Annotated in this window: 24 protein-coding genes; 7 read left to right on the forward strand and 17 right to left on the reverse strand. The window is 68.6% G+C overall.

Annotated elements, in window-relative coordinates; translation table 11 throughout:
* The 15 genes from APZ15_RS34310 to APZ15_RS34380 are packed head-to-tail and all read right to left on the reverse strand — an operon-like array spanning position 1 to position 16,343.
* The gene (locus APZ15_RS34310) at positions 1 to 1,851 is read right to left on the reverse strand and encodes an acyl-CoA dehydrogenase family protein (protein WP_027792020.1); all 1,851 of its coding nucleotides are present in this window, start codon (positions 1,849 to 1,851) and stop codon (positions 1 to 3) included.
* Entirely contained in the window at positions 1,851 to 2,942 is a 1,092-nt protein-coding gene (locus APZ15_RS34315) for a hypothetical protein (RefSeq protein WP_049097861.1), read from the reverse strand. The genes APZ15_RS34310 and APZ15_RS34315 overlap by 1 nt, the downstream gene beginning before the upstream one ends.
* On the reverse strand, positions 2,939 to 4,513 hold the full coding sequence (locus APZ15_RS34320; RefSeq protein ID WP_027792018.1) for an acyl-CoA ligase (AMP-forming), exosortase A system-associated: 1,575 nt from the start codon (positions 4,511 to 4,513) through the stop codon (positions 2,939 to 2,941). The genes APZ15_RS34315 and APZ15_RS34320 overlap by 4 nt, the downstream gene beginning before the upstream one ends.
* Positions 4,514 to 4,537: 24 nt before the next feature.
* On the reverse strand, positions 4,538 to 5,713 hold the full coding sequence (locus APZ15_RS34325) for a PLP-dependent decarboxylase (RefSeq protein WP_027792017.1): 1,176 nt from the start codon (positions 5,711 to 5,713) through the stop codon (positions 4,538 to 4,540).
* Positions 5,703 to 6,683 (reverse strand): ketoacyl-ACP synthase III family protein, encoded by a 981-nt coding sequence (locus APZ15_RS34330; protein WP_027792016.1) that lies wholly within the window; start codon positions 6,681 to 6,683, stop codon positions 5,703 to 5,705. The genes APZ15_RS34325 and APZ15_RS34330 overlap by 11 nt, the downstream gene beginning before the upstream one ends.
* 3 nt (positions 6,684 to 6,686) lie before the next feature.
* On the reverse strand, positions 6,687 to 7,670 hold the full coding sequence (locus APZ15_RS34335) for a ferritin-like domain-containing protein (RefSeq protein ID WP_021164011.1): 984 nt from the start codon (positions 7,668 to 7,670) through the stop codon (positions 6,687 to 6,689).
* Complete coding sequence (locus APZ15_RS34340) at positions 7,671 to 8,294, reverse strand: hypothetical protein (protein ID WP_027792014.1); 624 nt, start codon at positions 8,292 to 8,294, stop codon at positions 7,671 to 7,673.
* A 1-nt stretch (position 8,295) separates the two neighbouring features.
* Positions 8,296 to 9,198 carry a hypothetical protein gene (locus APZ15_RS34345; RefSeq protein WP_049097863.1) on the reverse strand — a complete coding sequence of 301 codons (903 nt, stop codon included), beginning with the start codon at positions 9,196 to 9,198 and terminating at the stop codon, positions 8,296 to 8,298.
* A gap of 7 nt (positions 9,199 to 9,205) precedes the next feature.
* Positions 9,206 to 9,460 carry an acyl carrier protein gene (locus APZ15_RS34350; protein ID WP_006481176.1) on the reverse strand — a complete coding sequence of 85 codons (255 nt, stop codon included), beginning with the start codon at positions 9,458 to 9,460 and terminating at the stop codon, positions 9,206 to 9,208.
* A 58-nt stretch (positions 9,461 to 9,518) separates the two neighbouring features.
* A complete protein-coding gene (locus APZ15_RS34355) occupies positions 9,519 to 10,622 on the reverse strand; it encodes a hypothetical protein (RefSeq protein WP_027792913.1) in 1,104 nt (367 codons plus the stop codon).
* Positions 10,623 to 10,637: 15 nt separating this feature from the next.
* Positions 10,638 to 11,957 carry a hypothetical protein gene (locus APZ15_RS34360; RefSeq protein WP_027792912.1) on the reverse strand — a complete coding sequence of 440 codons (1,320 nt, stop codon included), beginning with the start codon at positions 11,955 to 11,957 and terminating at the stop codon, positions 10,638 to 10,640.
* Positions 11,947 to 12,687: an outer membrane lipoprotein-sorting protein gene (locus APZ15_RS34365; RefSeq protein ID WP_027792911.1), complete on the reverse strand. Its 741-nt coding sequence runs from the start codon at positions 12,685 to 12,687 to the stop codon at positions 11,947 to 11,949. The genes APZ15_RS34360 and APZ15_RS34365 overlap by 11 nt, the downstream gene beginning before the upstream one ends.
* Positions 12,684 to 13,901: an ABC transporter permease gene (locus tag APZ15_RS34370; RefSeq protein WP_027792910.1), complete on the reverse strand. Its 1,218-nt coding sequence runs from the start codon at positions 13,899 to 13,901 to the stop codon at positions 12,684 to 12,686. Before APZ15_RS34370 ends, APZ15_RS34365 begins: the two co-directional genes overlap by 4 nt.
* The gene (locus tag APZ15_RS34375; protein ID WP_027792909.1) at positions 13,873 to 14,583 is read right to left on the reverse strand and encodes an ABC transporter ATP-binding protein; all 711 of its coding nucleotides are present in this window, start codon (positions 14,581 to 14,583) and stop codon (positions 13,873 to 13,875) included. Before APZ15_RS34375 ends, APZ15_RS34370 begins: the two co-directional genes overlap by 29 nt.
* Positions 14,580 to 16,343 carry a fatty acyl-AMP ligase gene (locus tag APZ15_RS34380; RefSeq protein ID WP_027792908.1) on the reverse strand — a complete coding sequence of 588 codons (1,764 nt, stop codon included), beginning with the start codon at positions 16,341 to 16,343 and terminating at the stop codon, positions 14,580 to 14,582. Before APZ15_RS34380 ends, APZ15_RS34375 begins: the two co-directional genes overlap by 4 nt.
* 418 nt (positions 16,344 to 16,761) lie before the next feature.
* Here APZ15_RS34380 and APZ15_RS34385 point away from each other — a divergent pair, with 418 nt between their 5' ends.
* The 3 genes from APZ15_RS34385 to APZ15_RS34395 all read left to right on the forward strand — a co-directional run bounded on the left by APZ15_RS34385 (position 16,762) and on the right by APZ15_RS34395 (position 20,250).
* Positions 16,762 to 17,715 (forward strand): fatty acid desaturase family protein, encoded by a 954-nt coding sequence (locus APZ15_RS34385; RefSeq protein WP_027792907.1) that lies wholly within the window; start codon positions 16,762 to 16,764, stop codon positions 17,713 to 17,715.
* A 56-nt stretch (positions 17,716 to 17,771) separates the two neighbouring features.
* Positions 17,772 to 18,644 carry a ferritin family protein gene (locus APZ15_RS34390; RefSeq protein ID WP_027792906.1) on the forward strand — a complete coding sequence of 291 codons (873 nt, stop codon included), beginning with the start codon at positions 17,772 to 17,774 and terminating at the stop codon, positions 18,642 to 18,644.
* Between the two features lie 613 nt (positions 18,645 to 19,257).
* Complete coding sequence (locus APZ15_RS34395) at positions 19,258 to 20,250, forward strand: LysR substrate-binding domain-containing protein (protein ID WP_027792905.1); 993 nt, start codon at positions 19,258 to 19,260, stop codon at positions 20,248 to 20,250.
* A gap of 351 nt (positions 20,251 to 20,601) precedes the next feature.
* Here the strand turns inward: APZ15_RS34395 and APZ15_RS34400 are convergent, their stop codons facing one another.
* On the reverse strand, positions 20,602 to 20,907 hold the full coding sequence (locus APZ15_RS34400) for a DUF4148 domain-containing protein (protein ID WP_027792904.1): 306 nt from the start codon (positions 20,905 to 20,907) through the stop codon (positions 20,602 to 20,604).
* A 278-nt stretch (positions 20,908 to 21,185) separates the two neighbouring features.
* On the opposite strand from APZ15_RS34400, the gene APZ15_RS34405 reads away from it, so the two are divergent.
* From APZ15_RS34405 to APZ15_RS34420, 4 genes are all read left to right on the forward strand, one after another.
* The gene (locus APZ15_RS34405) at positions 21,186 to 21,395 is read left to right on the forward strand and encodes a hypothetical protein (protein WP_027792903.1); all 210 of its coding nucleotides are present in this window, start codon (positions 21,186 to 21,188) and stop codon (positions 21,393 to 21,395) included.
* A gap of 321 nt (positions 21,396 to 21,716) precedes the next feature.
* On the forward strand, positions 21,717 to 22,394 hold the full coding sequence (locus tag APZ15_RS34410; protein WP_021160456.1) for a response regulator transcription factor: 678 nt from the start codon (positions 21,717 to 21,719) through the stop codon (positions 22,392 to 22,394).
* A gap of 13 nt (positions 22,395 to 22,407) precedes the next feature.
* A complete protein-coding gene (locus tag APZ15_RS34415; RefSeq protein ID WP_049096825.1) occupies positions 22,408 to 23,805 on the forward strand; it encodes a sensor histidine kinase in 1,398 nt (465 codons plus the stop codon).
* Between the two features lie 58 nt (positions 23,806 to 23,863).
* Positions 23,864 to 24,547 (forward strand): response regulator transcription factor, encoded by a 684-nt coding sequence (locus APZ15_RS34420; protein WP_027792901.1) that lies wholly within the window; start codon positions 23,864 to 23,866, stop codon positions 24,545 to 24,547.
* Positions 24,548 to 24,606: 59 nt separating this feature from the next.
* Here APZ15_RS34420 and APZ15_RS41940 read toward each other — a convergent pair whose 3' ends face one another.
* Positions 24,607 to 24,762 (reverse strand): hypothetical protein, encoded by a 156-nt coding sequence (locus APZ15_RS41940; protein WP_162923038.1) that lies wholly within the window; start codon positions 24,760 to 24,762, stop codon positions 24,607 to 24,609.
* Positions 24,763 to 24,765 lie beyond the last annotated feature (3 nt).

Below are 24,765 nucleotides of genomic sequence, written 5' to 3' on the forward strand. Positions count from 1 at the left end.
TCATTCCGCCTGCGCGAGTTCTTCGCTGCTGACGCTGATCGCCGCGTACGCCATCGCGGCGATCACGGCCGCGTGCTGGTCGACCACGGGCAGCACGTTCGCGAAGTAGTAGCGCGCGCTTTTCAGCTTGCCGCGATAGAACGCGAGTTCGGCCGGCGTGTCGGCCGTGTCCGGCGCATCGAGCCGGCGCGCGGCGATCGTCGCCGATTCGAGCAGCACCCACGCCGACGTGACGACGCCGAACATCTCGAGAAAACGCGTGTAGAACTGGCTGCTGCGGTGCGTGTGGCCGTCCTGCACGTCGCGCGCGATGTCGTCGAGCGCGGCGGCGATCCGGTCGGCGCCCGTGCGCAGCGCGTCGAACAGCGGGCGCAGCTCCGCATGCGTGCCCGTGTGATGCTGGCGCGCGAGGAACACGTCGAGTTCGTCGCGGTAGTACTGGATCAGCCGCGAATGGCGGCCGAAGCCGAGCTTGTCGCGCACGAGGTCCTGCGCCTGGATGTAGTTCGTGCCTTCCCAGATCGACAGGATCTTCACGTCGCGCGCGTTCTGCTCGACGGGGCTCGCGTCGGTGTAGCCGAGCCCGCCGTGCACCTGGATCGCGGTTTCGCAGATCCGCCACGCCTGGTCGGAGATGAATGCCTTGCAGACCGGCGTCAGCAGCAGTTGCAGCTTGCGGTGGCGCTCGATCTCGGCCGGATCGGCGTCGGGTGTCGCTTCGAGCATCGCCGCGCGCGTGGCGGTCGCGGCGAGCTTGCCGAGCAGGCCGCGGCAGCCGTCGACGCGGCTTTTCATGTCGACCAGCATGCGCTGCACGTCCGCGTGCTCGACGATCGCGACGCGCGCGGCATTCGTGTTCGACGCGCGCTCGATCGGCCGGCCCTGCAGCCGGCGGCCCGCATACTCGACCGCGTGCAGGTACGCGCTCGACGCGACGCCGACACCGAACATCCCGGTACTCATCCGCGCCTGGTTCATCAGCGGCATCAGCTGGAGCAGGCCGACGTTGCGCCGGCCGCCGAGCAGCCAGCCGCGGGTCGTGCCGTTCGCGCCGAACACCAGGTGCGTGTTCGCGCAGCCCTTGAGCCCCATCTTGCGCGGCAGGCCGATGCAGTCGACGTGGTTCGGCTGCAATTCGCCGGTTTCCTCGTCCGGCCAGAAGCGCGGCACGACGAGGCACGACAGCGAGAAGGAATCGGGCGACGCGGTGTCGATGCGGCCGAGCACGAAATACAGCGTGTTCTCGGTCAGCTCGTGCATGCCGGCCGAGATGTAGACCTTCTCGCCGTCGATCGCGTAGATGTCGCGTTCGAGCGGCGTCGCGCGCAGCGCGACCGCGGTGAGGTCGGTGCCGGCCTGCGGCTCGGTCGCGCAGAAGCACGCATCCCAGCGGTACGCCTCGAGCGGCGCGATCAGCGCCTTCTGGTGCGGCGTGCCGTGCATCTGCAGCAGCTTGACCGCGGGGCGCGTGAAGCCGCCGTACGTCATGAACGACGGGTTCGCGCCCATGAACATCTCGTAGATCATCTGCGTGACGATCGGCGGCAGCCCGTGCGCGGTGCCGAACAGCGTGTTCGACCATTCGTCGCGAAACCGCGCCCACAACGCGTGGAAATGCGACGGAATGCGCACCTGGCCGTCGTCGAGCAGCGTGCAGCCCTCGACGTCGGCCTGCTGGTAGCTGCGGCCGAGGTCGAGCGCGAAGTCGCGCGCGCGTTCGAGCAGCGCGTCGATCGACGCACGGTCATGGGTGCCGTACAGGCCGTGTTCCGCCAGGAACTGCTTGTCGGCTTCGAACAGTTCCCACAGAAAGAAGCGCAGTTCGCGCAGGCTGACCTTGTAGGCGCTCATCATGCGTCTCCTTCGATATCGAGTGCGGCATCGAGGCCGCCGGCGAGGTCGACGACGGCCGCCGCCGCCGCGCCATGCAGTGCCGCATCCCACACGAGCACCGTGCGGCGCTCGCCTTCGTCGAGCGCACCGGCGAGCCGGATCAGCGCGGCCGCCGATTCGGCCGACGACAGGTGGCCCGATCCGTCGTGCTGAATCCGCGCGCCGACCGGGATCGACGCGGCGTCGGCCACGCGCGCCGCGAAACCGGGATCGAAGCCGGGAGGCACGCACCAGTCGATCTGGTCGGCGCGCAGCCCGGCCATGTCGAGCGCGCGGCGGATCGCGCGCGCGGCGAGCGGCGCGAGCGTGTCGCGCAGCGCGCCCGGCGCGTCGGCCCACGGATCGGCGATCGACGGCCCGAACTCGAGCGCGACGGACCGCACGCCGCCCCAGTCGGCCGGCTCGGGCGCCGGGCCCGCGCGCGACACGAGCAGCGCGGCGGCCGCGTCGCCGTAGCCGACCAGGTCGCCGAACTGGCGGAAGAACGGGTAGAGCCACTTGTCGCTGAGGATCACGAGCGCCTGGTCGCCTTCGTCGAGCAGCCCGTCGAGCAGCATCAGCGCCGAATACCAGCCGAGCGTGCCGTTCTGGCCGAGCGCGAACGGCGTCACGCGCTGCAGGCCGAGTTCGTACTGCATGCGGCCGACGACCGAGTCGCCGATGCCTTCGTTGAGCGCGCAGCTCGCGACGATCACGTGGGTCGTGCGGGCCAGTTGCCCGGAGCCGAGCTGGTCGCGCAGGTCGAGCGCGGCGTCGGCGGCGAGATCGGCGAGGCTGCGCCCGGGCGGCGCGACCCGCAGCGCGGGCCGGCCGCCCGGCGCGAGGCGCGTGCCTTCCTCGGGCGTCAGCGCACCCATCCCGCGCGGCCGCGCGAAGCGCGCCTGCGGCAGCAGCAGGTGCCGGTAGCCGGGATGGCGCTCCTGCGCCTGGATCGCGCTGAACACGACGGCGGGCGGCAGCACCACGACGCCGCCGGACAGGGCGAGCGTGCCGGGCTCGGCGACGCGGCGCGCGCCGAGGCAGGTTTCATCGAGCGTGGACAGGGTCATGCGGCGGTCTCCTCGTTCGTGTGCGCGAACGCGTCGCGATACTGGTTTTTCAGCGCGGGGCGGTCGATCTTGCCGTTCGGGTTGCGCGGCAGCGCCGGCAGCGGCTCGACGACGAGCGGGCTCATGTAGGTCGGCAACGCGTCGCGGCACGCGCGTGCGATGTCGGCGCGGCACGCGTCGGCGTCGAGCGTCGACACGACGCACGCGGCGATCGCCTCGCCGAGCGACGCGTGCGGCACGCCGAACACCGCCGCCTCGCGGATGTGCGGCAGCGCGAACAGCACGTCCTCGACCTCGGTCGGGCTGACGCGGTAGCCGGAGGTCTTGATCATGTCGTCGCCGCGCGCGACGAAATACAGGTAGCCGTCGGCGTCGCGCCGCACGATGTCGCCGGACCACACCGCGACGTCGGGGCGCGGGATCTCGCCGTGCCGGCGCGGCAGCGGGCGGAAGCGCTGCGCGGTCAGCTCGGGCCGGTTCCAGTAGCCGAGCGTGACGAACGCGCCGCGATGCACGAGTTCGCCGGGCTCGTCGGCCGCGCATTCGCTGCCGTCCGCACGCAGCACGAGGATCTCGGCGTTCGGCACGGCCTTGCCGATCGACGTCGGGCGCAACGCCGCGTCGGCCGGCGGCAGGTACGTCGAACGGAACGCTTCGGTCAGTCCGTACATCAGGTACGGCGCGGCGTGCGTGAACAGCGCCTGCAGGCGGTGCAGCAGCGGCGTCGCGAGATGGCCGCCGGTGTTCGCGAAGCGACGGATTCGCGTGCGCGCCGTATCGCTCCAGCCGGCCGACGCGAGCTGCATCCACAGCGGCGGCACGCCGGTGATCGACGTCACGCCGAACGCGTCGCAATGGCGCGGCACGTCGGCCGGCTGCAGGAAGTCGAGCGGCGAGTAACACGCGCCGGACGCCAGCGCGGTCGTGAGCTGGCTCAGGCCCGCGTCGAAGCTGAGCGGCAGCACGCCGAGCACGACGTCGTCGTCGGCCAGCCCCTGGTACGCGGCGACGCTGAACGCGCCCGACACCAGGTTGCGATGCGACACGACCACGCCTTTCGGCTTGCCGGTCGAGCCGGACGTGTAGAGCAGCGCGGCGGGATCGTCGTCCACCGGGCGGCCGGCGGCGAACGGTGCCGGAGCGCCGGCGTCGGACGCGGCGATCGCATCGGCCAGCTCCTCGATCAGCATCGTGCGGGTGCCGACGAGCGCGGCGAGCGCCGGCAGGCGCTTCAATCGCTGCGCGCCGGTCATGAACAGCGCCGCGCCGCTGTCGGCGACGATGTGTTCGATCTGCGCTTCCTTCAATTGCGGATTGACCGGCACGAAGATCGCGCCGAGTGCGTTGGCCGCGAGCATCGCGACCACGGTTTCGATGCGTTTCGGCGCGTAGATGGCGACGCGCTCGCCGGGCCGCACGCCGCGCGACGCGAGTGCGGCGGCCGCGCGGCGGACCGCGCGCGCGAGCTGTTCGTAGGTCATCGTGCCGCCGCCGTCGGCATACGCGGGATGATGCGGCCAGCGCGCGGCGCCGTGGTCGAGCAGGTCGGCGATGCTGATCAGGGCGTTCATGATCGGCTCCTCTCTCTGGTGGGTCTAGGCGGGCCGCACGTACACGTGCGCGGCTTCGTGGGACAGGAAATGCGCCATCGAGTACGTCCGGTGATAGGCGCCGCAGCGCGCGAACACGGCGATGTCGCCGACCTGCGGCGGAGCGCCGGTATCGTCGCGGCCGATCACGTCTGCGCGGCTGCACGTGCTGCCGGCGTAGATCGTCGGCACGCCGCGCGCGGGCGGTGCCGGCGTGCGGCGCACGAGCGACGGCGCGGCCAGCCGGCGCATCACCGATTCGGTCTGCGCGAGCAGGAACGCATGCGACAGCCCGCCGTCGCAGACGGCGATCGTGCGGTCCTGCCATGTCTTGACCGCGACGACGCGTGTCGCGAACACGCCCGCGTCGGCGAAGATCGCGCGGCCGGATTCGTGCGCGAGCGAGTACCGGCCGGCCAGCGGGGCGAGCGCGGTCGTATAGCGCTCGAACGCGGCATCGCCCGGGTGATCGTCGGCGAAGCCGCCGCCGAGGCTCAGCGAGCCGAGCGGTGCGCCGTTGGCCGGCGCGAGATCGCGGGCGAGCGCCGCGAGCCGCTCGGGCAGCACGAGCGTGTCGGGCTGCGTCGCGTCCTGGCGGATGAACGAATGCGGGCCGGAGAACACGTGCAGCCCGGCAACGGGCAGGCCGGCGGCGGCGAGCGTGCGCACCGCGTCGTGCGCCTCGTTCGGCGTCATCCCGAAGTGGTCGTGCCACAGCGCCCGCGCGTCGTCGCCGGCCAGCGCGCCGGCATTCACGCGCAGCAGTACCGGGCCCGGCGTGCTGCCGCCGGCCGCGGCTTCGCGCGCCAGCGGCACGAAGCGCGCGACCGCGTCCGGGTTGTCGAGCACGAAATGGCAGCGCGACGCGAGCCCGGCGCGCATGAACATTTCGTCCATCGACGGGTTGTTCAGGTAGCGCGGCGTCCTGATCCGGCCGATCACCGCGTCGAGTTCGCCGCGGCTCGCGAGTTCGACGCCGTCCTCGTACGCATGGGCACAGCGCGCGAGCATGTCCTGGTTCGGGTTCGCCTTCAGCGACACGATCAGCCGCGTGCCGAGCCGCGCCTTCAGCGACCGGTAACGCGCGATCGCGACTTCCGGCTCGTACACGTAGCACGGCGTGCGCAGGTCGGCGATCCACGCGTGGTCGCCGGCGGGTGGAAGCGGGTGCTCAGGCGTCATGGCGGCCCACCGGATGAAGCGTGGCGGCCGCATACGCGCCGCAGTTCGACTGCATCACGCCGAGCACGCGCTGCCCGCGCGCGACCGCGTCGAGCCCGACGTCGGCCAGGTTGATCGGGAAATCCGAGCAGCACGCATGGCCGCGCGCATGGATGTTCTCCGCATACAGCCGCTCGGCCGGCACGCGCATCGCGCGGCACAGCGCGTTCCAGCCCGGCAGGTCGGCGTTGTGCGGCAGCACGAGCTCGTATGCGTCGAGCGCGTGCGGTTCGAGCGCGACCGCCGCGTCGATCGCCTTGCGCGTGTACGGCCACTCCATCATGATCAGGTCGGCCTCGTTCGCGGCGACGGTGTCCGAGCCGCGATGCCATTTCGCGTGCGTCTCGATCGCGATGCCGCCGAGCCGGTTCTTCGTGCTGTTGCGCGCGATCAGCATCGCGGCCGCGCCGTCGCACTGCACGCCCGTCATCTGCCGCATCCGGTAATCCTCGCCGTACACGCGGTCGGACGACACGACGAGCGCCGCGTCGAGTTGCGGATAACGACGCATCAGCGCGCGAACGGTCTCGATGCCGGCCGCGACCGACACGCAGTTCAGCTGCGCGACCGAGCCGAGCCACAGCGGCTCGATGCCGAGCTGCGCGGCGAGCTCGTGCGGCAGGCTGCGCGGCGCGGGCGGCACGCTGAACTGCTGGGTGTGCACGTGGACGATCGCGCCGATGTCGGACGGATGCACGCGCGCGGTGTCGAGCAGGCGGCCCGCCGCCGCGATCGCGAGCTCGGTCTCGCTCGTGTCGAGCGCCATGTGGAAGTAGCGGCTGCCCGACTGCGCGATCGCCGCGGCCCGTTGCGCCGGGTAGTCGCGCTCGGCGGCCCACGCCTCGATGTCGACGGGCAGGCCCGGCAGTTCGTAGGCCACCGCGTCGATACCGATCCAGAAATCGCGTGACGCTTGGGAGGAGTTCGTCATGGTTCAGTTGAGCGGCATCGCCGCGTAGTCGAGAACATCGAGTTTTTCGAAGGTCGCCTGCACCGTCGGCGTGAGCAGGCCCATCTCGCGGATCGTCGGCACCAGGCGCCGGAAGATCGAGCGGCGGATCGAGCTGGAGACCGGCGACTCGCGCACCATCGCGCTGCATTCGCGTTTCGACAGGCCCATCGGCTCCCAGATGTCGTCCGCGCACAGGTGCTCGTACAGCACGGCCGCGCCTTCGCAGACGAATTCCTCGCGCTCGCGCAGCTCGGTCGAACTCATCTCCGCATACACGCGGCACAGCGTGATCCGGCCGACCGCGAAGTGACGCGCCTCGTCGCGCTGGATCCGCAGGAAGAGATCCTTGATGAACGGATCGGTGCTGTACGCGACGACGCTCTGGAAGATCGACAGCGCGATACCCTCGACGAGCACCTGCATCCCGAGGTTCGTCATGTCGAGCGCGCTGCTCGTGATCGTGTCGTGCAGCAGCCCCTTCAGCGAGCGGCTCATCGGGTAGCTGACGTCGAGCTTCTCGTTGACGAGCTTCGCGTACGCCTCGACGTGGCGCGCTTCGTCCATCATCTGCGCGGCGGCGCACAGGCGCGCGCTCAGGCCATCCTCGGCCGACGCGAGCTTCGATGCGCAGATCAGCGCGGCCTGCTCGCCGTGCAGGATCTGCGACAGCAGCCAGCCCTGCGCGTGATGGCGCACCTCGCGCTTGTCGGCGTCGGACAGCTTGCTCCACAGCTCGGTGCCGTAGATCAGCAGCGTCGGGTCGGGCATGCCGAGCGGATTCGCCGGGTCGAGGTCGTGGCTCCAGTCGACGTCGGTCGCGACGTCCCACTGCGCGGCCTTCGCCTTTTCGTAGAGCCGGTTCAGCGCCTCTTCGCGCAGCGCGTAGTCGTTCGACATCAGGGCGTCGACGGGCATCGACCAGCGGATGTCGGCCGTGTCCTGCATAACGGTGAGCGTGTCAGTCATTTAGGGTCTCCCCGGCCGCGCGGCGGCGCCGGAATGATGGGCGGAATCGGTAAGCGTCGTGGCGGCGGCGCGCGGTGTCGGCGGATGCGGCACGAGGCGGATCGCGTACGACGGCCATGCGCCGCGCAGTTGCGCGTCGAACGCATCGGCGAGCCGCGCGGGCCAGATCGCGCAGCACACGCGGTTGTCGCCGGAGAACTCGGCATCGCGCAGGATCCGGTCGCCGATCCACACGACGGGCGCGCCGCGCGCGGCATCGCGCAACGCTTCGTCGTACAGGTGCACGCCGAGCAGCACGTGCGGCGCGAGCAGTTCGGCCGGCAGCGCGCCGAAGTACGGCGCGCAGACTTCGATGAACACGCGTGCGTCCGGATGCACCGCGTCGCGGATTCGCGCGGTCGCTTCCGCGAGGAACGCGAAATACTGGACGTGGTCGAGCAGCACGCGGCGCTCGCCGCCGGATGCGTCGCCGGCGTCGTACGGTTCGCCGGCCGCTTCCGCGAGCGCGGCGCGCGCGTAGTCGGCCGGCGTGTCGAGCGGCATCCGGTACGCGCTCGCGGCGACCGCGACCGGCTGCCGCGCATCGCGCTCGATCCGGTAGGTGAAGTGAACGGGCCGCACCATGTCATGCCTCGCTGTCGAGAGAGAACGTCGCGTCCGGCGCGAATGCGACGTCGGCGACCGCGTAATAGCCGTTCAGCGCGAGCGAGCAGACGGCCGCGCGGCGCGGCGTGTCGCCGTCGCGATGCGCGAGCAGCACCGACAGCCACGGGTCGCTGCCGAACGCATGGCCGAACAGCCCGTGGCCGTCGGGTAGCAGCGGCGTCTTGCCGACCGACGCGAGCAGCGCGCGGCGCGACGTCGCCGGAAAGAACGGCAGCGCCGCGTGCACGCCGGGCCGCGCCGCGCAGAAGGTGCGGATGTCGCGGCCGAGCCGCACGACCGCGCTGGCCGGCGGCGCGGCGTCCGCGAGCACCGACGGTGCGGCCGGCGACGCTTCGCGGCCGACGTCGACGAGCAGCGTGCACACGCCGAAGCCCGAACGCCCCCACGCGGGGTTGCCGTGCCAGTACGTATAGCCGTGCACGTCGACGTCGACGATCTGCAGCAGCAGCGTGCGCGGCCCGGTTTCGGCGGCGGTGGCGAGCGCGCGGCGCAGCACGTAGCCCCAGCCCGCGCACTCGTACGAGCAGGTCATCCAGTCGGGCGTGTAGTCGTTCGCGCCCGCGAGCGCCTGCGCGAACACGCGATGCTGCGGCGAATCGTTCATCAGCAGCATCGACAGGATCGTCGAGCTGACCACGTAGTCGTCCGCGCCGACCGCGCCGCACAGCCGCTCGCGATCGGCGCACGCGAGCGCGCCGATCGCGCGGGCCGTGTCGTCGAGCGGCACGGCCGCGCCGTCGCGTGACGGCGCGACGCGCCGGTACGCGAGCGCCTGCACGGTCAGCGCGGTCGCCGGGGCCGCCGGGGCCACCGGGAGCGGCTCGGCGGCGGCGGCCGCCACGGTCGCAAGGGGCGCGAGCATCGTCGTGTCAGGCGGCGTGCTGCTGGCTGCGCAGTTGCGCGTCGAGCTGCTGCAGCGTCGTGTACTGCGTGATGTTCAGCGCTTCCGGGTCGATCGAACCGTAGAGCTGTTCGCAGAACACGATCAGCTCGACGATGTTCAGCGAATCGATGCCGAGTTCGCCGATGCCGGCATCGGTGTCGACGGTCTCGACATTGAGGATCTTCGCGACTTCGCGGGACAGGATGTCGAGCGCGTCGGCCGGAACGTTCTGGGTCGTCATGAGAGGAGCTCCTGGTAATGAAGTGGGTTGATCGGGATCGATCGGCCTGTCGCGTGGGTCAACTGCCGGCTTCGCAGCGCAGGCTCTTGCGAAGCTCGTGATAACAACGGTACGAACTGCCTTCCATCTTCGAAAACGCCAGCAGGTCGCGCTGGTCGTCGAACGTCGCGACCCGGCCGTCGCGCACGAGCGCCGTCAGGAACTCGTTCGACAGCAGCTTGATCGCGAGCACGCGCTGCACCTTGCCGAAGCTGTAGTGCGCGTCGTCGGTCTGGCTGCGCGCGGCGTCCGCGATGAAGCGGTGGACGGCGCGCGCGTCGGCGTCGAGTTCGACGCGGCCGGTTTGCGCGAGCCATTCGACGTGCGCCATCAACGCGCGGACGAAGTAGGGGCGCACGACGGTCAGGTACTTGTTGAACACGGTCGGGCCGCCGATCCGCAGGCGATCCTCGGCGCTCACGCGCACCTGGCCGCCGACGTTCGCGAGCTGCAGGTTGCCCGCCAGGAACGGCGCGCCGCAGGTCGTGCGCTTGAGCTTGCGGTACTCGTCGGGCCACACGAGGTACGCGGCCGGGAACATCACGCCCGGCAGCCGCGCGGCGACGACCGCCATGCAGTCGCGATGCGCTTCGATGCCCCACACCTTGTCGACGGTGAGCGCAAGGCCGTTATCGTCGCTGCGCACGACCGTGCGCCAGGCGGCGAGGGTCGGGCCGCCGCCGTCGCTCATCAGGAACGCGAAGTTGTGGCCGCTGTCGATGCAGTCGCATGCGCGACGGTTCTGGTCGTCGGAGAAGAACAGCCCGAACATGATGCGGATGAACGCGCGCATGAACGGCTTGAACAGGTGATGAAACCCTTCGCGTTCGATCTGGCCGAGCAGCGCTTCGGTGAGCGGTGCCTCGTCGTGCCGCAGCGGCGTCGACGCGGACGAATCGGGCAGCACGTCCGGCGTGGCGGCGCGCAGCGCGATCACCATCTCGCTGTCGAGCAGCCGCACGGCGGCCGCCTCGACGAGCCGGGCGGCCGCGCGCGGCGGCGTGCCGATGGTGCCGATCGTGTCGAGGTGCCGCAGCACCGGATACGCGGCCTGGTCGGCCACGCGAAGCAGCGGCGGCGGCGGCAGGTCGGCGGACGAAGCGGGGACGGTAAGCGTGGACATGGGGCGGGGTTCCTGTCAGAAGCGCACGCGCACGGCGGCGTCGATACGGGTGCCGAGACCGACCATCCGGTACTCGGAATTGCTGTCGGAGAACGCGCGGGTGAGCGCGACATCGACGCTCACGCGCTTGTTCACGTCGGCGACGACCTGGGCGATCGCGAGCAGGCCCTTGTCCTGCGGCGAATACACGCCGCGCAGCGAATACTCGACGCGGCCGATCTTCTTGCCGAGCCGCGCGAACAGGTAGTCGCGCAGGTTGCCGTCCGCGCTCACGAAATCGGCGGTGCCGCCGAGGCCGGCCAGCGCGGGGCCGGGCGCGACGGGCAGCAGCGCGTTGTTCGCGCGCACCGCGCCGACCATCCGGCGCCACTGGTTCGCGTCGTAACGCGCCTCGTCGTGCGACCACTCGACGATCAGCGACAGGTTGCCGGGCAATGCGCTCTGCATGCCGACCGCGCTGCGCCACATGACCTGGCGGTCGTTGCGGCGATCGACGGCGTCGTACGCGGCCGGCGAATCGAGCGGCGTGCCGTTCGCGATGAAGGCCGGCAGCGGCCGTGTCGTGCCGCGTTCGAGCCACGCGCTCGCATAGACGGTGTTCGAGCGCGCGACGTCGAACGACAGCGTCGCGCCCGCGCCGCCGCGGCCCGCATGACGCCCGGCGAGCAGCGCGGCCGAGCCGCCCGACCAGTTGTACGCGCCGCGCACGAGCTGCGTCGCGCCCTGCACGTCGCGGTTGTCGACGTCGTTGCGCAGCGTGCGGTTCTCGCCGGCGATGAACTGCAGCGTGGCCTGTTCGCCGGCCCATTTCGCTTCGACGAGCGGCGTGCCTTCGACGTCGCCGTAGCGGTCGTAGATGTCGGCCGTCGCGGCCCGCTTCTGGAAGAAGCCGAGCGGGAAGAACGCCTGCGACGTGTCGAGCGGGTCGATCCGCTTGCCGGCGGTGAGCGTGATGCCGTTGTCGAATGCGTAGCGCACGCCGGCCTCGTTGAAGCGGGTGGCCTGCGCGCCGAGCGAATGGTTGCTCGCGACGGCGCGTGCGTTCAGGAACAGGTTCTCGCCGTCGATGCGCGCGAGCAGGCCCGCTTCCTGCTGGTTGCGCGGCTGGTCGCCGATCAGGCTGCCGAGCAGCGCATGACCGTCCATGCTGTCGACCGAGCGTGCGTAGGCGATGCCGTTCAGCGTGCTCAACTGTTCCATCAGCGATTCTCCGTGCGCGAGCGTGCAGCCGAGCGCGAGCGGAACGGCGAGTACGACGCCGCGCCGGAGGCGGCCGGGCGAGGGACGAGGGCGGTCACGACGGGCGTCGGCATGGGCGTCGTGGTCACTGGCCATCGGCAAGCGTGTCGGGGTTGAACCAGCCCGACGGAATCTTGCGCGGCTGGCCGTCGAGGATGTCGACGACGCTCGCGCGCTGCTTCTCGATCTCGTTGCGATAGGTGATCTTGCGGATCACCTTGCGCCCGTTCGCCTCGACCGGCGCGGAGAAATCGGCGCTGCGGAACAGCAGCCCGCTCGCGAGGAAGAACTGCGCGCGCACCGGCACGTCGGTGTCGGGCGTGACCCACAGCTTGATCGTCGGGTAGACGTTGTCGGGATCGGTCGCGGTCAGGTCGAGCTCGGTGGCCGGCTTGCCGGCGATCGTCGTCGCGCCGGGCGCGGCCGACGCGCGATAGCTGTCCGCCCAGTGCGTGCGCGTGATGTCGCTGATCACGACCTCGCCCTGCAGCCGCTGCATCCCGTTGATGCGTACCGCGCTGCGCGTGTTCGGCACGTAGAACCAGTGGCCGCGCGTCGTCGCGAGATACTTCTGGCCGTCGTTCTCGCCGCTGCGCGTCAGCGCGAGCGTGTCGCCGTTGCCGCGCGTGTAGACGAGATAGCGCGTCGCGTCGCCGGATTGTCCGCCGACCTCGTTCGTGATCTGGATGTTCGTCTGCGTATCGGCGGCCGTGCTGCGGTACGCGTCGGCACGGGCGAGCATGGTCTGGGCCGCCGGTGCGTCGGCTGCGTGGGCGAGCGGCGCGCACGCGACGAGCGCGGCGACCATCAGGCGAATGCGGTTCATGGGGCGAGTCCTTCGAGGATGTTGCGTTTGGCGAGCCCGAGCGTCGCGAGCAGCGCGGCGGCCACGCCGAGCACGACGAACGCGCCTTCAACGGCGACCACGGCGGCCGGCGAAACCGTGAATTCGAGCAGGATCGGCTTCACGCGGCCCGGCGGCGCGGGCAGGTGGATCTGCGCATGGTTGAGCGCGACCATCGTCAGCAGCGCCGCCGCGATGCCGGCGGCCGCGCCGAGCAGGCCGAGGAACGCGGTCTCCTGGATCAGCACGCCGCGCACCGTCGCGGCCGGCACGCCGAGCGCGCGCAGGGTCGAGATCTCGCGGCGGCGCTCGACGATGCTCATCAGGATCCAGTTGCTCATCGACAGCAGGATCGTCACGCACAGGATCGCGCCGAACACCGAGAACTGGTTCTTGTACAGCGCGACGACCTGGTGATAGAGCGACACGAGCTGGTCCCAGGTCTTCACGTCGAGCGCGGGCAGCGCGGCGCGCAGCGTCGCGGCGGCGGACGGCGTGTGCGCCGTGTCCGACAGGAACACCGCGATGCGCGACGCGCGGTCGGTGCGCAGCAGCGCTTGCGCGGCCGCGAACGTCACGTCGACGATCCGTTCGTCGACGTCCTTGTTGCCCGTGCTCATCACGCCGACGATCTGCGCGTCGGTCGCGTTGATGCCGCCGTGCGCGGTCGAGGCCATCAACTGCACGACCGAGCCGACGTGCACGCCGAGCTTGCGCGCGAGTTCGGCGCCGACGACGACTTCGGTGCCGGCATTCGCGGGCGACAGGTAGCGGCCCGACAGCACCGTGTGATAGTCGAAGAAGCCGGGCGGCTCGCGGTTCGGCTCGATGCCTTCGCCGACGAAGCCGTAGCTGAGATCGCCGTTCGAGATCAGCCCGTCGAAGTCGATGCCGCGCGCGGTGGTGGCGACGCCGTGCAGCGCGGCGACGGCGCGCGCGGCGGCAGCCTGCTCGTCGGCGGTCAGCCCGTACTGCAGCGGCCGTTCGCCGATCAGGTCGAGATAGCCATGGTGCAGCACCTGCACGTGGCCGACGCCGCTGTCGATCGAGCCTTCGCGCACCGCGTCGAAGGTTGCGATCACGTAGCCGAGCGCGAGGCTCGACGCGAACGCGGCGACGCCGATCATCGCCATCGTCAGCACGGTGCGGCGCTTGTTGCGCCAGAGGTTACGCCACGCAAACGTCGACCAGTTCACGATTCACTCCCGGTACGCCGTCGCGCATCTCGATGCGGCGCGGCAGGTGCGCGCACAGACGATCGTCGTGCGACGCAATCAGAAAGGCGGTGCCCAGCGTGCGGTTGGTGTCGAGGATCAGCTCGGCCACCGCGCGCGCGTTGGTGCTGTCGAGGCTGGCGGTCGGCTCGTCCGCGATCACGATCGCCGGCTCCTTGGCGAGCGCGCGCGCCAGCGCGACCCGTTGCTGCTCGCCGCCGGACAGCTCGCCGGGGCGGTGGCGTTCGCGCGCGGCGAGCCCCACCGCGTCGAGCATCGCGCGGGCGCGCTCGCGGCGCGTGCGCGGCGTGCCCCACGCGAAGCAGCCGAGCTCGACGTTCTCGAGCGCCGACATCACCGGAATCAGGTTGAACTGCTGGAACACGAAGCCGATGCGCTCGCGGCGGATCCGTTCGAGCGTGTCCGGTGCGTCGTCGATCCGATGGCCTTCGAGCCAGCGTTCGCCGCTGCTCGGCACGTCGAGAAAGCCGGCCAGGTTGAGCAGCGTGCTCTTGCCGCTGCCCGACGGGCCGACGAGCGCGACGACGTCGCGCGGGCCGATCGAGATCGTCGCGTCGCGCACCGCGACGACGCGGCCCGCGCCCTCGTACACGCGCGTGACGTCGCGCAGCTCGAGCACCGGCGTGAGCGGGGCGGCCGTCATGCGTACGCTCCCTGGCCGGCTTCGACCGCCGCCGCTGCGTGGATGACAGGCAGCGCGCCGTTCGCATAGAGGTCGCGGCATTTCAGGCGCTGCAGCTTGCCGCTCGTGGTGCGCGGCAACGAGCCGGGCTCGACGAAGCACAGCTCCTGCGCGGCGAAGCCGATGCGCGACGCGAGCAGCTGCTGGCACTCGGCACGCGTCTGCGGCGTCGCATCGGCGGGCCGCGCCTCGATCGCGACGACCAGCCGCTCGGTGCCCGTCTCGGGGTCGGGCAGCCCGAACGCGATGCACGTGCTCTTGCGCAGCGTGCGATGCGATGCCAGCGCTTCCTCGATGTCGTGCGGGAAGTAGTTGCTGCCGCGGATGATGATGACTTCCTTCTTGCGCCCGAGGATATGGAGCTGACCGTCCGAGACGTAGCCGATGTCGCCGGTGCGGAACCAGCCGTCGGCCGTCAGCGGCGCGGCGATCGAGCCGTCGTCGGGATTCAGGTAGCCGAGCATCACCGACGTGCCGCGAATCGCGACTTCGCCGACGGCGCGGTTCGCGAGCGCGTGGTCGCCGTCGTCGAGGATGCGAAAGGCCATGCCGTCGATCGGCGTGCCCATCGCGAGCACGGTTTCGGTCTCGGTGTCGGCGCCGTCGTTCGCGGCGGCCGGTTGCGCGTCGCGCCGCTCGATCAGCGCACGCCGGTCGAGCGTGTCGGCGATCACGTACGGTGCGCCGTCCACCGTGCCTTCATGCCACGCACGATGCATCGACACCGCGAGCGTCGATTCGGCCATCCCGTAGCACGGCTGCAGCGCCGATGCCGCGAGGCCGTACGGCGCGAACGTCGCGGCGAAGTCGCGCAGCGTCGCGTCGTCCACGCGTTCGCCGCCGATGAAGATGTTGCGGCACGCGGACAGGTCGACGCCTTCCATCGCGGCGGCGTTGAAGCGGCGCACGCAGTAGCGCAGCGCGAAGGTCGGCACCGACGTCGTCGTCGCGCGCGCCGACGCGATGCGCTTCAGCCAGCCGAGCGGATTCCGGATGAAGCTGTTCGGCTGCATCATCAGCAGCGGCGCGCGGTAGTGCAGGTTCGACAGCAGCGTGAGCAGCCCCATGTCGTGATAGAGCGGCAGCCACGAGGCGGTGCCGTCACCGGCCGCGATGTCGAAGCGGACCGACCCGCCGATGCCGAGCACGTTCGCGATCACGTTCTCGTGGCTGAGCACCGCGGCTTTCGGGTGCGACGTCGAGCCCGACGTGAGCTGCACGTGATGTGGGTCATGGCCGCTCTTCGCGCTGATCAGTGCGCGCGCGCCGGCATCCGCGGCGATCGACAGCGTGTCGAGATCGACCACGCGCGTCGATGCCGCGGGAAACGCGTCGTCGCGCCACGCGGCGGCCTGCGCATCGGCGGCAATGACGAGGCGCGGCCGATACAGCTCGCACGCGACGTCGATCACTTGCCTGCCGGCGGTGGCGCGGCGCGCGGGAACGGGCACGGTGCAGGGCAGCGCGCCCGTCATCACGCAGGCCATCATCGCGACCGCGTGCTCGACCGATGCGGGCAAGGCGAGCATCACCAGGTCGTTCTCGCGCACGTCGAGTTCACGCAGCGCGCCGGCCTGGTGAAACACTTCTTCCGCGAAGCGCCGGTACGTGATGCCTGCCTCGTTGCCGGCCTCGTCGACGAACGTCATGCGATGCGTGGCGCCCGCGACGTCCTCGAGCGATTCGATCAGGCGATGAATGGTGGATGCGCACTTCGTCACGAGAATCTCCCGTTGAGGAACACGGCCGCTCGTGCCACGGTGCCGGCGGCGCCGTTCGTCGAGTGAGGGGGATTCTTGCCGGATCGACATGACACGACAAACGGAATATTTGCAGGCTATGCATGAGCGGCACGCATCCACTCGTGTCTGCCCCGCACATATGCATGTGAACCCGCGCCGGGTGAATGGCCGGTACGCATTCGACCGGTCGTCTAGTTCACGATGTGGTGCGCTCATGCGCGGGCGTCATGCAATGCGTTCGGAAAATTCGTTTGTCCGAAGCATCGACTCACAGAAGAATTGCAACCCGGCAGCGCGCCAGCGTCGCCGTGTCATGGCGCCGGGCAAGGTCCGGCTCAAGGAGAGCGTCTTGTCCGTCACCTCATCGCTTGTCGCCCGTCAGAAACCGGTTGCAGACATGAAGAGCCGCCCGAGCGGCGTCGTCTTCTCGCTGAAGCTCGCGGTATACGTCGCGCTCGTTGCGCACGGCATGCTGTTCGCGCTGTCGACGTATGTGATCCTGAAGATCGTCGGGATCCTGCTGATCGGCGCGATGTACGCGCACGGCGTCGAGCTGCAGCACCAGGCGCTGCACTACCAGGGGTTCCGGAGCAAGCGGCTCAACATGGTGTTCGGCGTGCTGCTCGGCATGCCGATGCTGGTGTCGTTCCACGCGTACCAGGACAGCCACCTGCGTCATCACCGGCTGCTCGGCACGCCGGAGAACAAGGAGTTCTTCGACTACGGCGACCAGTACGGCGCGAGCCCCGTCGTCAATCTCGGCCTGTGGGCGTGGCGGCTGTCGATGGCCGCGCACTATATCCAGTTCGCGAAGAACGTCGCGAAGCTCGTCGTGCCGGGGGCGCGCTTCGGCGACAACCCGCTCGTGTCGCGCGCGATCCGCCGCGATCACCTGCTGATGGTCGCGGCGATCGCGCTGCTGGCCGGCGTGTCGGTCGCGCTGCACACGTGGTTTGCCGTGTGGGTGTGGGTCGTGCCGCTGGTGTTCGTCGCCGCGCCCGTGCATGCGCTGGTCGAGATGCCCGAGCACTACCGCTGCGACCTGACGAGCACCGACCCGTTCCGCAACACGCGGACGATCGAGAGCAACGCGTTCATGACGTGGTTCACGAACGGCAACAACTATCACGTCGAGCACCACATGATGCCGAACCTGCCGATCGAGCGGCTGCACGACCTGCATGGCGCGATCGGGCCGCGCATCCGCTATTACCACCGCACGTACCGGCAGTTCTATTACGCGCTGCTGCGCGGCAGGCTGGCGCCGCGCACGGTGGACGACGATGCGGACGAGCGTGCGCCCGATGCCGAAACGGCGGCGCCGGCGCCGGCGTCGACGCAATCGGCATGACCGCGACGGGGCCGGCCGCCCGCGTGCGTGCCGTGCCGGAACATTGTTCAACGACGGTGACGACGATGCTCTATCCGGAATTATTCAGGTCGCTGGAAGCGGTGCGCTGGAACATGGAGACGGACATTCCGTGGAACCGGTTCGACGCTTCGCTGCTCACCGACGAGCAGGCCGAGACGATCAGGATGAACGCGATCACCGAATGGTCGGCGCTGCCCGCGACGGAAATGTTCCTGCGCGACAACCGGCATGACAGCGACTTTTCCGCGTTCATGAGCGTGTGGTTCTTCGAGGAGCAGAAGCATTCGCTCGTGCTGATGGAATACCTGCGCCGCTTCCGGCCGGAGAGGGTGCCGACCGAAGCGGAACTGCACGCGGTGCGCTTCGAATTCGACCCGGCGCCGCCGCTCGAGACGCTGATGCTGCACTTCTGCGGCGAGATCCGCCTGAACCACTGGTACCGCTGCGCGGCCGACTGGCACACCGAGCCGGTCATCAAGCAGATCTACGAAACGATTTCGCGCGATGAAGCGCGCCATGGCGGCGCCTACCTGCGCTACATGAAGAAGGCGCTGAACAACTGCGGCGACGTCGCGCGCGCGGCGTTCGCGAAGATCGGCGTGCTGATGGCGTCGGCGCGCCGCACCGAGAAGCCGCTGCACCCGACCAACCTGCACGTGAACCAGGCACTGTTCCCGCGCGATACCGTGCAGTCGCGCTTGCCCGATCCGGAATGGCTCGAGCGCTGGCTCGACGAACAGATCCGGTTCGACGGCGAGTGGGAAAAGAAGGTCGTCGAGCGGATCCTGCACAACCTGTCGATCCTGTTCGAGCGCACGTTCGCGACCGCGCAGGAGCTGAACCGCTATCGCCGCGAAGTGACCGCGCGGACGAACCGTGTGGCGGATGGCGTGGTGGACGGCGTATAGCGGATGCGTGCCCCGTCCAGCTTGGGCGGAACCGATTCCGGCCGGCAAGATGACGTAGTGCGCACGGTGTCCCGTATCCGGCCGGCGGGATATTCATTTCCGGACATAATGGGTTCATCAATTTCCTGTTATTGCATGATTCAATCAAATTTCATGCGTTTAGTATATTTTCATAAACATGAAATTCAGGATTTAAATGGTATTTCGCGTGTATGTTGGAGTGTGCTTTCTTTCCGTAATGCGGCAAATGAAATGATATGTCGGGTGATTGAAATTATATTGTAGGCACGGGGCGCGATTCCGTTGCGACGTCGAGATGTCCGCCGTGACATCGATTTTTGCCCGCAATATCCTGTTTTGGTGGGTATTTTTCGGCCATTCCTCGCGTCATTCCACCCGGATATTTATTTACAAAACCACTACTTAATAATGTTAATGTAAGAATATTGGGCCGACTAAAATCGATAGATAAATACGAGTGTCACGATTGAAAATAAGAATGATCGGCATCCATTCTTCAATATAAAATCGCTTCCGAATCCAAATAGGAGAAACGATTCAGGGGAACGAAAGGCGACTTGCCTGTCGATGGGTGCAACTTTGAGGCGGCGGTATGGCTAATGTGAGATTGGCAAAACGATTGAGAAGTATGCCTTCGCTGGATTTCCTGAGAGGCTTCGAATGCGCGGCGCGTCATTTGAGCTTTACACGCGCCGGGCAGGAACTGAACGTCACGCAATCTGCCGTGAGTCGGCAGGTCAAGGCACTCGAGGAGCAGCTCCGGATCGAGCTCTTTCACCGGCACATTCGATCGCTGACGCTGACCGACAAGGGGCGGGAGCTGTACGACGCGATCTCGTTCGCGTTGTCCGACCTCGAATCGGTGATCGGCAAGCTGTCGTCGAGCGTGGGACAGCGCGCGATCTCGTTGTCGACGACCGTATCGTTCGCGGCGCTGTGGCTGATTCCGCGCCTCGGTTCGTTCCGCGCAAGCTACCCCGACATCGACGTGCGCGTATCGGCAACGAGCGAAATTGAGGATCTCAAGCGCAAACGTTTGCATTTGGCCGTGCGATATGCGGGGCCGTATACGTCGACGGACGATACGGACGTGCTGTTTCGCGAGCGCGTCGTGGCGGTCTGCAGCCCGAGCCTGATGGCGACGGCGGGCGACGCGGCGTCGATGAAGCCGGAGGATCTTGAAAAGCACGTGCTGCTGCATCTCGACGATCCGCGCTGCGAATGGCCGTGGCACGGGTGGAGCCATCTGCTGAAGGAACTCGGCGTGCCGCGCCTGCGGCCCGCCGGCGCGCTGCATTTCAGCCAGTACGACCAGCTGGTGCAGGCGGCGGTCGACGGGCACGGCATCGCGATCGGGCGGCGGCCGCTGGTCGACGGGCTGCTGAAGCAGGGCCGGCTCGTCGAGTTGTTCGCGCACTGCACGGTCGCATCGGGCAGTTACGTGCTGGTGCAGAACCCGGATGCGTGCAACGAGTTCGACATCGCGGTGCTGACCAACTGGCTGCTCGAACAGGCGCACCATCCGCTCGCGTCGGGCCAGGAAGCGGCCGGCAGCAACGTGCTGCCGATGTATCGCGTCGGATAGGACGGCACGCGGCGCGCCGTCGTGCGAGACGCCGGTGCGATCGACGCGCCATGCGGTGACGAGCGGCGTCGTGCCGCCGAACAGCGACACCGACACGTTGAAGTCGATCGCGAGCGCGTGTGCGCTTGCCATGGGGGGACAACACACGATCGCGGCGTCCCGTGGTACCCGGTGAAATCGATCGTGCCGATCGCCGTGCGTCCGGCGACGTTCACGATCACGACATTGCCTTCCGTCGCGATCCGCCCGTCGTTGAAAAAAGCCGTCGCGTAGCGTGCACGGCATCGACGAAAAAAAGCGCGCGGCCGCGAGGCACGCGCGCAAACTCGGAGATCGTTCGCCGGTGGCGAGTCAGTTGCCGTTCGACGCGACGGTGTTGGCTGCGCCCGCACAATCCTTCTGATACTCGGTCATCAGGCGCGCCTGCGCCGAATCGATATCGTCCGGGTAGCTGCTCTCGTCGCCCGACGACGGGTTGTAGCCGACGGATTCCAGCTCGTTCAGCTCGTTGATCAGTTGCCGGTGGGAGACCGGGCCGTGCGTATGCACGAACGGATAGTCGTGGCATTGCGCCGGCGTGAGTGTCGGTGCGGCGTGCGCGGCGAAGCTCATCACGAGCAGCGCGGAACAGGCGAGGTAACGGGCGGGATGTTTCATCTTCGACTCCTGGGAAGCGTTGGGAACCGGCCGTACGGTGGATTGCCAACGTCGACCTCACGACACAGGTTAGGCACCGTGGACTATCGAAACGGCCGCGCGAAGATGAAACTAGTTTTATCCGGATCGACCGCGCGCGGAGGCGATCGTCGTCGTACGCATCGAACCTTAAAGAAACCTTCATGCATGCGCGACCGAACGGTTAGCCGTGCGGGCGTATCGTCGAACCCGTGATCAATCGACGCTGCGCACGGCGCGGCCTGCATCGGGGTAATGCAATGAAAGAGACCGTCAGGATGGCCGCGCTCATCGCGCTGGTGTGCTCACCGGTGCTGGCGTTCGCGAAGGTGCAGGGAACGGGGCTCGCGATTGCCGACGTGACGCTCGCGCACGAGAAGGTCGAGCGCACGCAGCGTGTGGAGAACGCGGCACATCGCGTCGCTTCGCATCGCGTCGACCAGCCCGGCGCGGAGCCGCACCGAAGCTGATGCGCGATTCTTTACCGATACCTTTCGACGCGATCGGTTGCAACCGCCCGTGCGCGAAGGCGAAGGGTCGTGCGGCATCCTGTCGCAACAACGCGCGCCGGTAGCCCCGGCGGGCGTTGCCGCCGTATATGAAACTTTCTTCATGAAGTCGACGCGCACGATTTACGCGCGCGCGTGTAGTCTCCATCCGAACGCGCTCGCCCTTCGGGTGTCGAAGCGCGTGCGTCCCTTCGCTGAAGACGAGAATCGTAAATGGCATCATCAGTTTCCCCCGGTAACACGCCGGCCCTGCCCGACCGGCTGGCCAAGAGCGGTACGGCCATCGCGCATGTACTGACGATCGAAGACGACGAAATCACCGCGAACGAAATAGTCAGGGAACTGCAAGGGCGCGGCTTCACGGTCGAATGGGTGGCGAACGGCCGCGACGGCATGGCCCGCGCGCTCGGCAACGAGTTCGACGTGATCACGCTCGACCGCATGCTGCCGGTCGTCGACGGCCTCACGATCCTGACCACGATGCGCAGCGTCGGCGTGCGCACCCCGGTGCTGATGCTGAGCGCGCTCGGCGATGTCGACGAACGCGTGCGCGGCCTGCGTGCGGGCGGCGACGATTACCTGACCAAACCGTTCGATCCCGAGGAAATGGCGGCACGCCTGGAGGTGCTGTTGCGCCGGAGCCAGACCGCGCCGGCGCCGTTCGCCACGACGCTGACCGTCGGCCCGCTCAGGCTCGACCTGATTTCGCGCAAGGTGTTTCGCGACGGCGACGAAATCGCGCTGCTGCCGACCGAATACCGCGTGCTCGAATACATGATGCGCAATGCCGGCCAGACCATCACGCGCACGATGCTGTTCGAGGCCGTATGGGGCTATCACTTCGATCCCGGCACCAACCTGATCGAAGTGCACATGGGCCGGCTGCGCAAGAAGATCGATCCGCCCGATGCGAAGCAGATGATCCAGACGGTACGCGGCGCGGGCTACATCCTTGGCTGAGTCCGCGACCTTGATGTCCTCGACGGATCACGTCCAGCCGGCGCCGAAGCGTCACTGGTATTCCAGCACGTTCCGGCTCGTGTCGGTCTACGCGGTGACGTTTTCCGTGTCGGTGATGCTGCTGCTCGGCTTCATCGCATCGATCATCACGCACGACATGGAGCGCGAAACCGACGTGGTGATCGACTGGCAGATGATCTACTTCGATTCGCTCCAGGACAACCAGCTTGCCGCGGCCATCCAGCACCGGATCGAGCACGAGCGGATGCACACCAACTACTACGGGCTCTTCACGGCCGACGGCAGGCATGTCGCCGGCGACGTGCTGGCCATGCCCGACGGCATCCGGCCGGATCGCACCGGCGTGACGCTCGACCACACGATGACGATCGCGGGCGATCAGGTGCCGCCGGTCGTCCGCACGATGGCGGAGCGGCGCGCCAACGGCGACGTGCTGGTGCTCGGGCGCGACCTGACGCACATCCTGCGGATTCGCGCGGCGATCATCCAGGCGCTGGTCGGCGGCGGCCTGTTCTGCCTGGGCGCGGGCGTCGTCGGCGGCCTGATTCTCAGCGTGCGGCAGATGCGGCGCCTGAAGGAAGTCCGGCGCATCACGCAGCGCATCGCGCAGGGCGACCTCGGGCAGCGGCTGCCGATCGGCGGGCACGACGAGATCGACCTGCTGTCGCATCTGGTCAATCACATGCTCGAGGAAGTCGAGCGCCTGATGAACGAGGTGAAGGGCGTCTGCGACGGCATCGCGCACGACCTGCGTACGCCGCTCGCGCACGTGCATACGCTGCTTGCGCATGCGGCGGAGCGCGCGGACGGGCTCGACGATGCCGCGCTGGCGACGCTCGTCGCTCGCGCACGCAACGAGACCGACGTGCTGCTCAGCCGGTTTCGCGCGATGCTGCGCATCGCCGAAATCGGGTCGCTGCAGCGGCGCGGCGGGTTCGCCGAGCTCGCGCTGGAAGATCTCGTCACGGACGTCGGGCAACTGTTCGAGCCGCTCGCCGACAGCCGTGCCATCCATTTCGTCGTGCTCGTCGAACCGGTCGCGCGGATTCACGGCGATCGCGCGCTGCTGTTCGAGGCGCTCACGAACCTGCTCGACAACGCGCTCAAGTACACGACCTCGGGCGACACCGTGCGCCTCGAACTTCACGATACGCCGTCCGGTCCGCGCATCGACGTGGTCGACAACGGCCCGGGCATCGCGGCGAACGAGCGCGAGGCCGTGCTGCAGCATCGTTACCGCAGCCGCCGCACCGGGCACCTCGCCGGGGCCGGGCTCGGCCTGAGCATCGTGTCGACGGTCGTCAACGTGCACGACTTCACGCTGCGCATCGGCAATGCCGAGCCGGGCACGCGCGTGACGATCGAATGCTGGCCGAGGTCGCTCGCATGACGGTTGTCCGCATCCGGCTGCACGTGCGCGCGCATTGCCGCCGCGAAGGGGGCTGACGATGCGCGTGCTGCTCGTGACTTCGCCGCACCCGGAAGCAGCGTGGCTGTACAAGGCGCTGCAGGAGAGCGGGCACAGCCTGCAGCGTGCGGACGATCTGCGCGACGGGTTGTTCCTCGCGTCGCAGGAGACGTTCGACGCAATCGTCGCGACCGCGTTCGAGCCGGGCAGCGATGCCGCGCTGATCGCGATGCTGCCGCGTTTCGTCGCCGACGGCGGCGGTGCGGCACTGGTGGTGCTGATCGGCCAGGCATCGGCGCGCGAGCGCATCCGCGTGCTGCACGCAGGTGCCGATGCGTGTTTCGGCGCGCCGTATTCGTTCATCGAGCTGCACGAGCGCCTGCAGGCGTTGCAGCGGCTGGCCGGGCCGCGCGACACGGAAGGCCCGGTCGCGGCGGTGTCCATGCTGGAGACGCTCGCGCGCGAACTCAAGGACGGCAAGCTGCGCCTCGCCGTGACGCGGCGCGAATGCCTGCTGCTCGAATGCCTGATGCGCCATCCGAACGCGCCGGTGCCGCGCGACCAGTTGATCCGGTATGTGTGGCAGGACAAGGACGATGTCGACCCGTCGAGCGTCAATCTCGTGGTGTCGCGGCTACGCCGCAAGCTCGCGCGGCATCTGCCCGATGTCCGGATCGATACGGTGAGCCGCTACGGCTACCAGGTGACGCTGCCGGACGCATAACCGCGCGGCCCCCCTGTACGAACGGGCGCGTTGCCGATGGCAGCGCGCCCGTCGTGCGTTTACGAGCCGAAGAACGGCACACAGAAATCGGGCGGGCCGACGCAATCGCCGGGGCCGTCGGGTTGCGCGCCGGCGCAGCCGGACAGCATCACGCCGGCCGCGATCGCGACGAGCGCAACACGGGCGGAACGAACGAGCAAGGGACGAAGCTTCATGAA

The sequence above is a fragment of the Burkholderia cepacia ATCC 25416 genome (genome assembly GCF_001411495.1).
Taxonomy (GTDB): Bacteria; Pseudomonadota; Gammaproteobacteria; order Burkholderiales; family Burkholderiaceae; genus Burkholderia; species Burkholderia cepacia.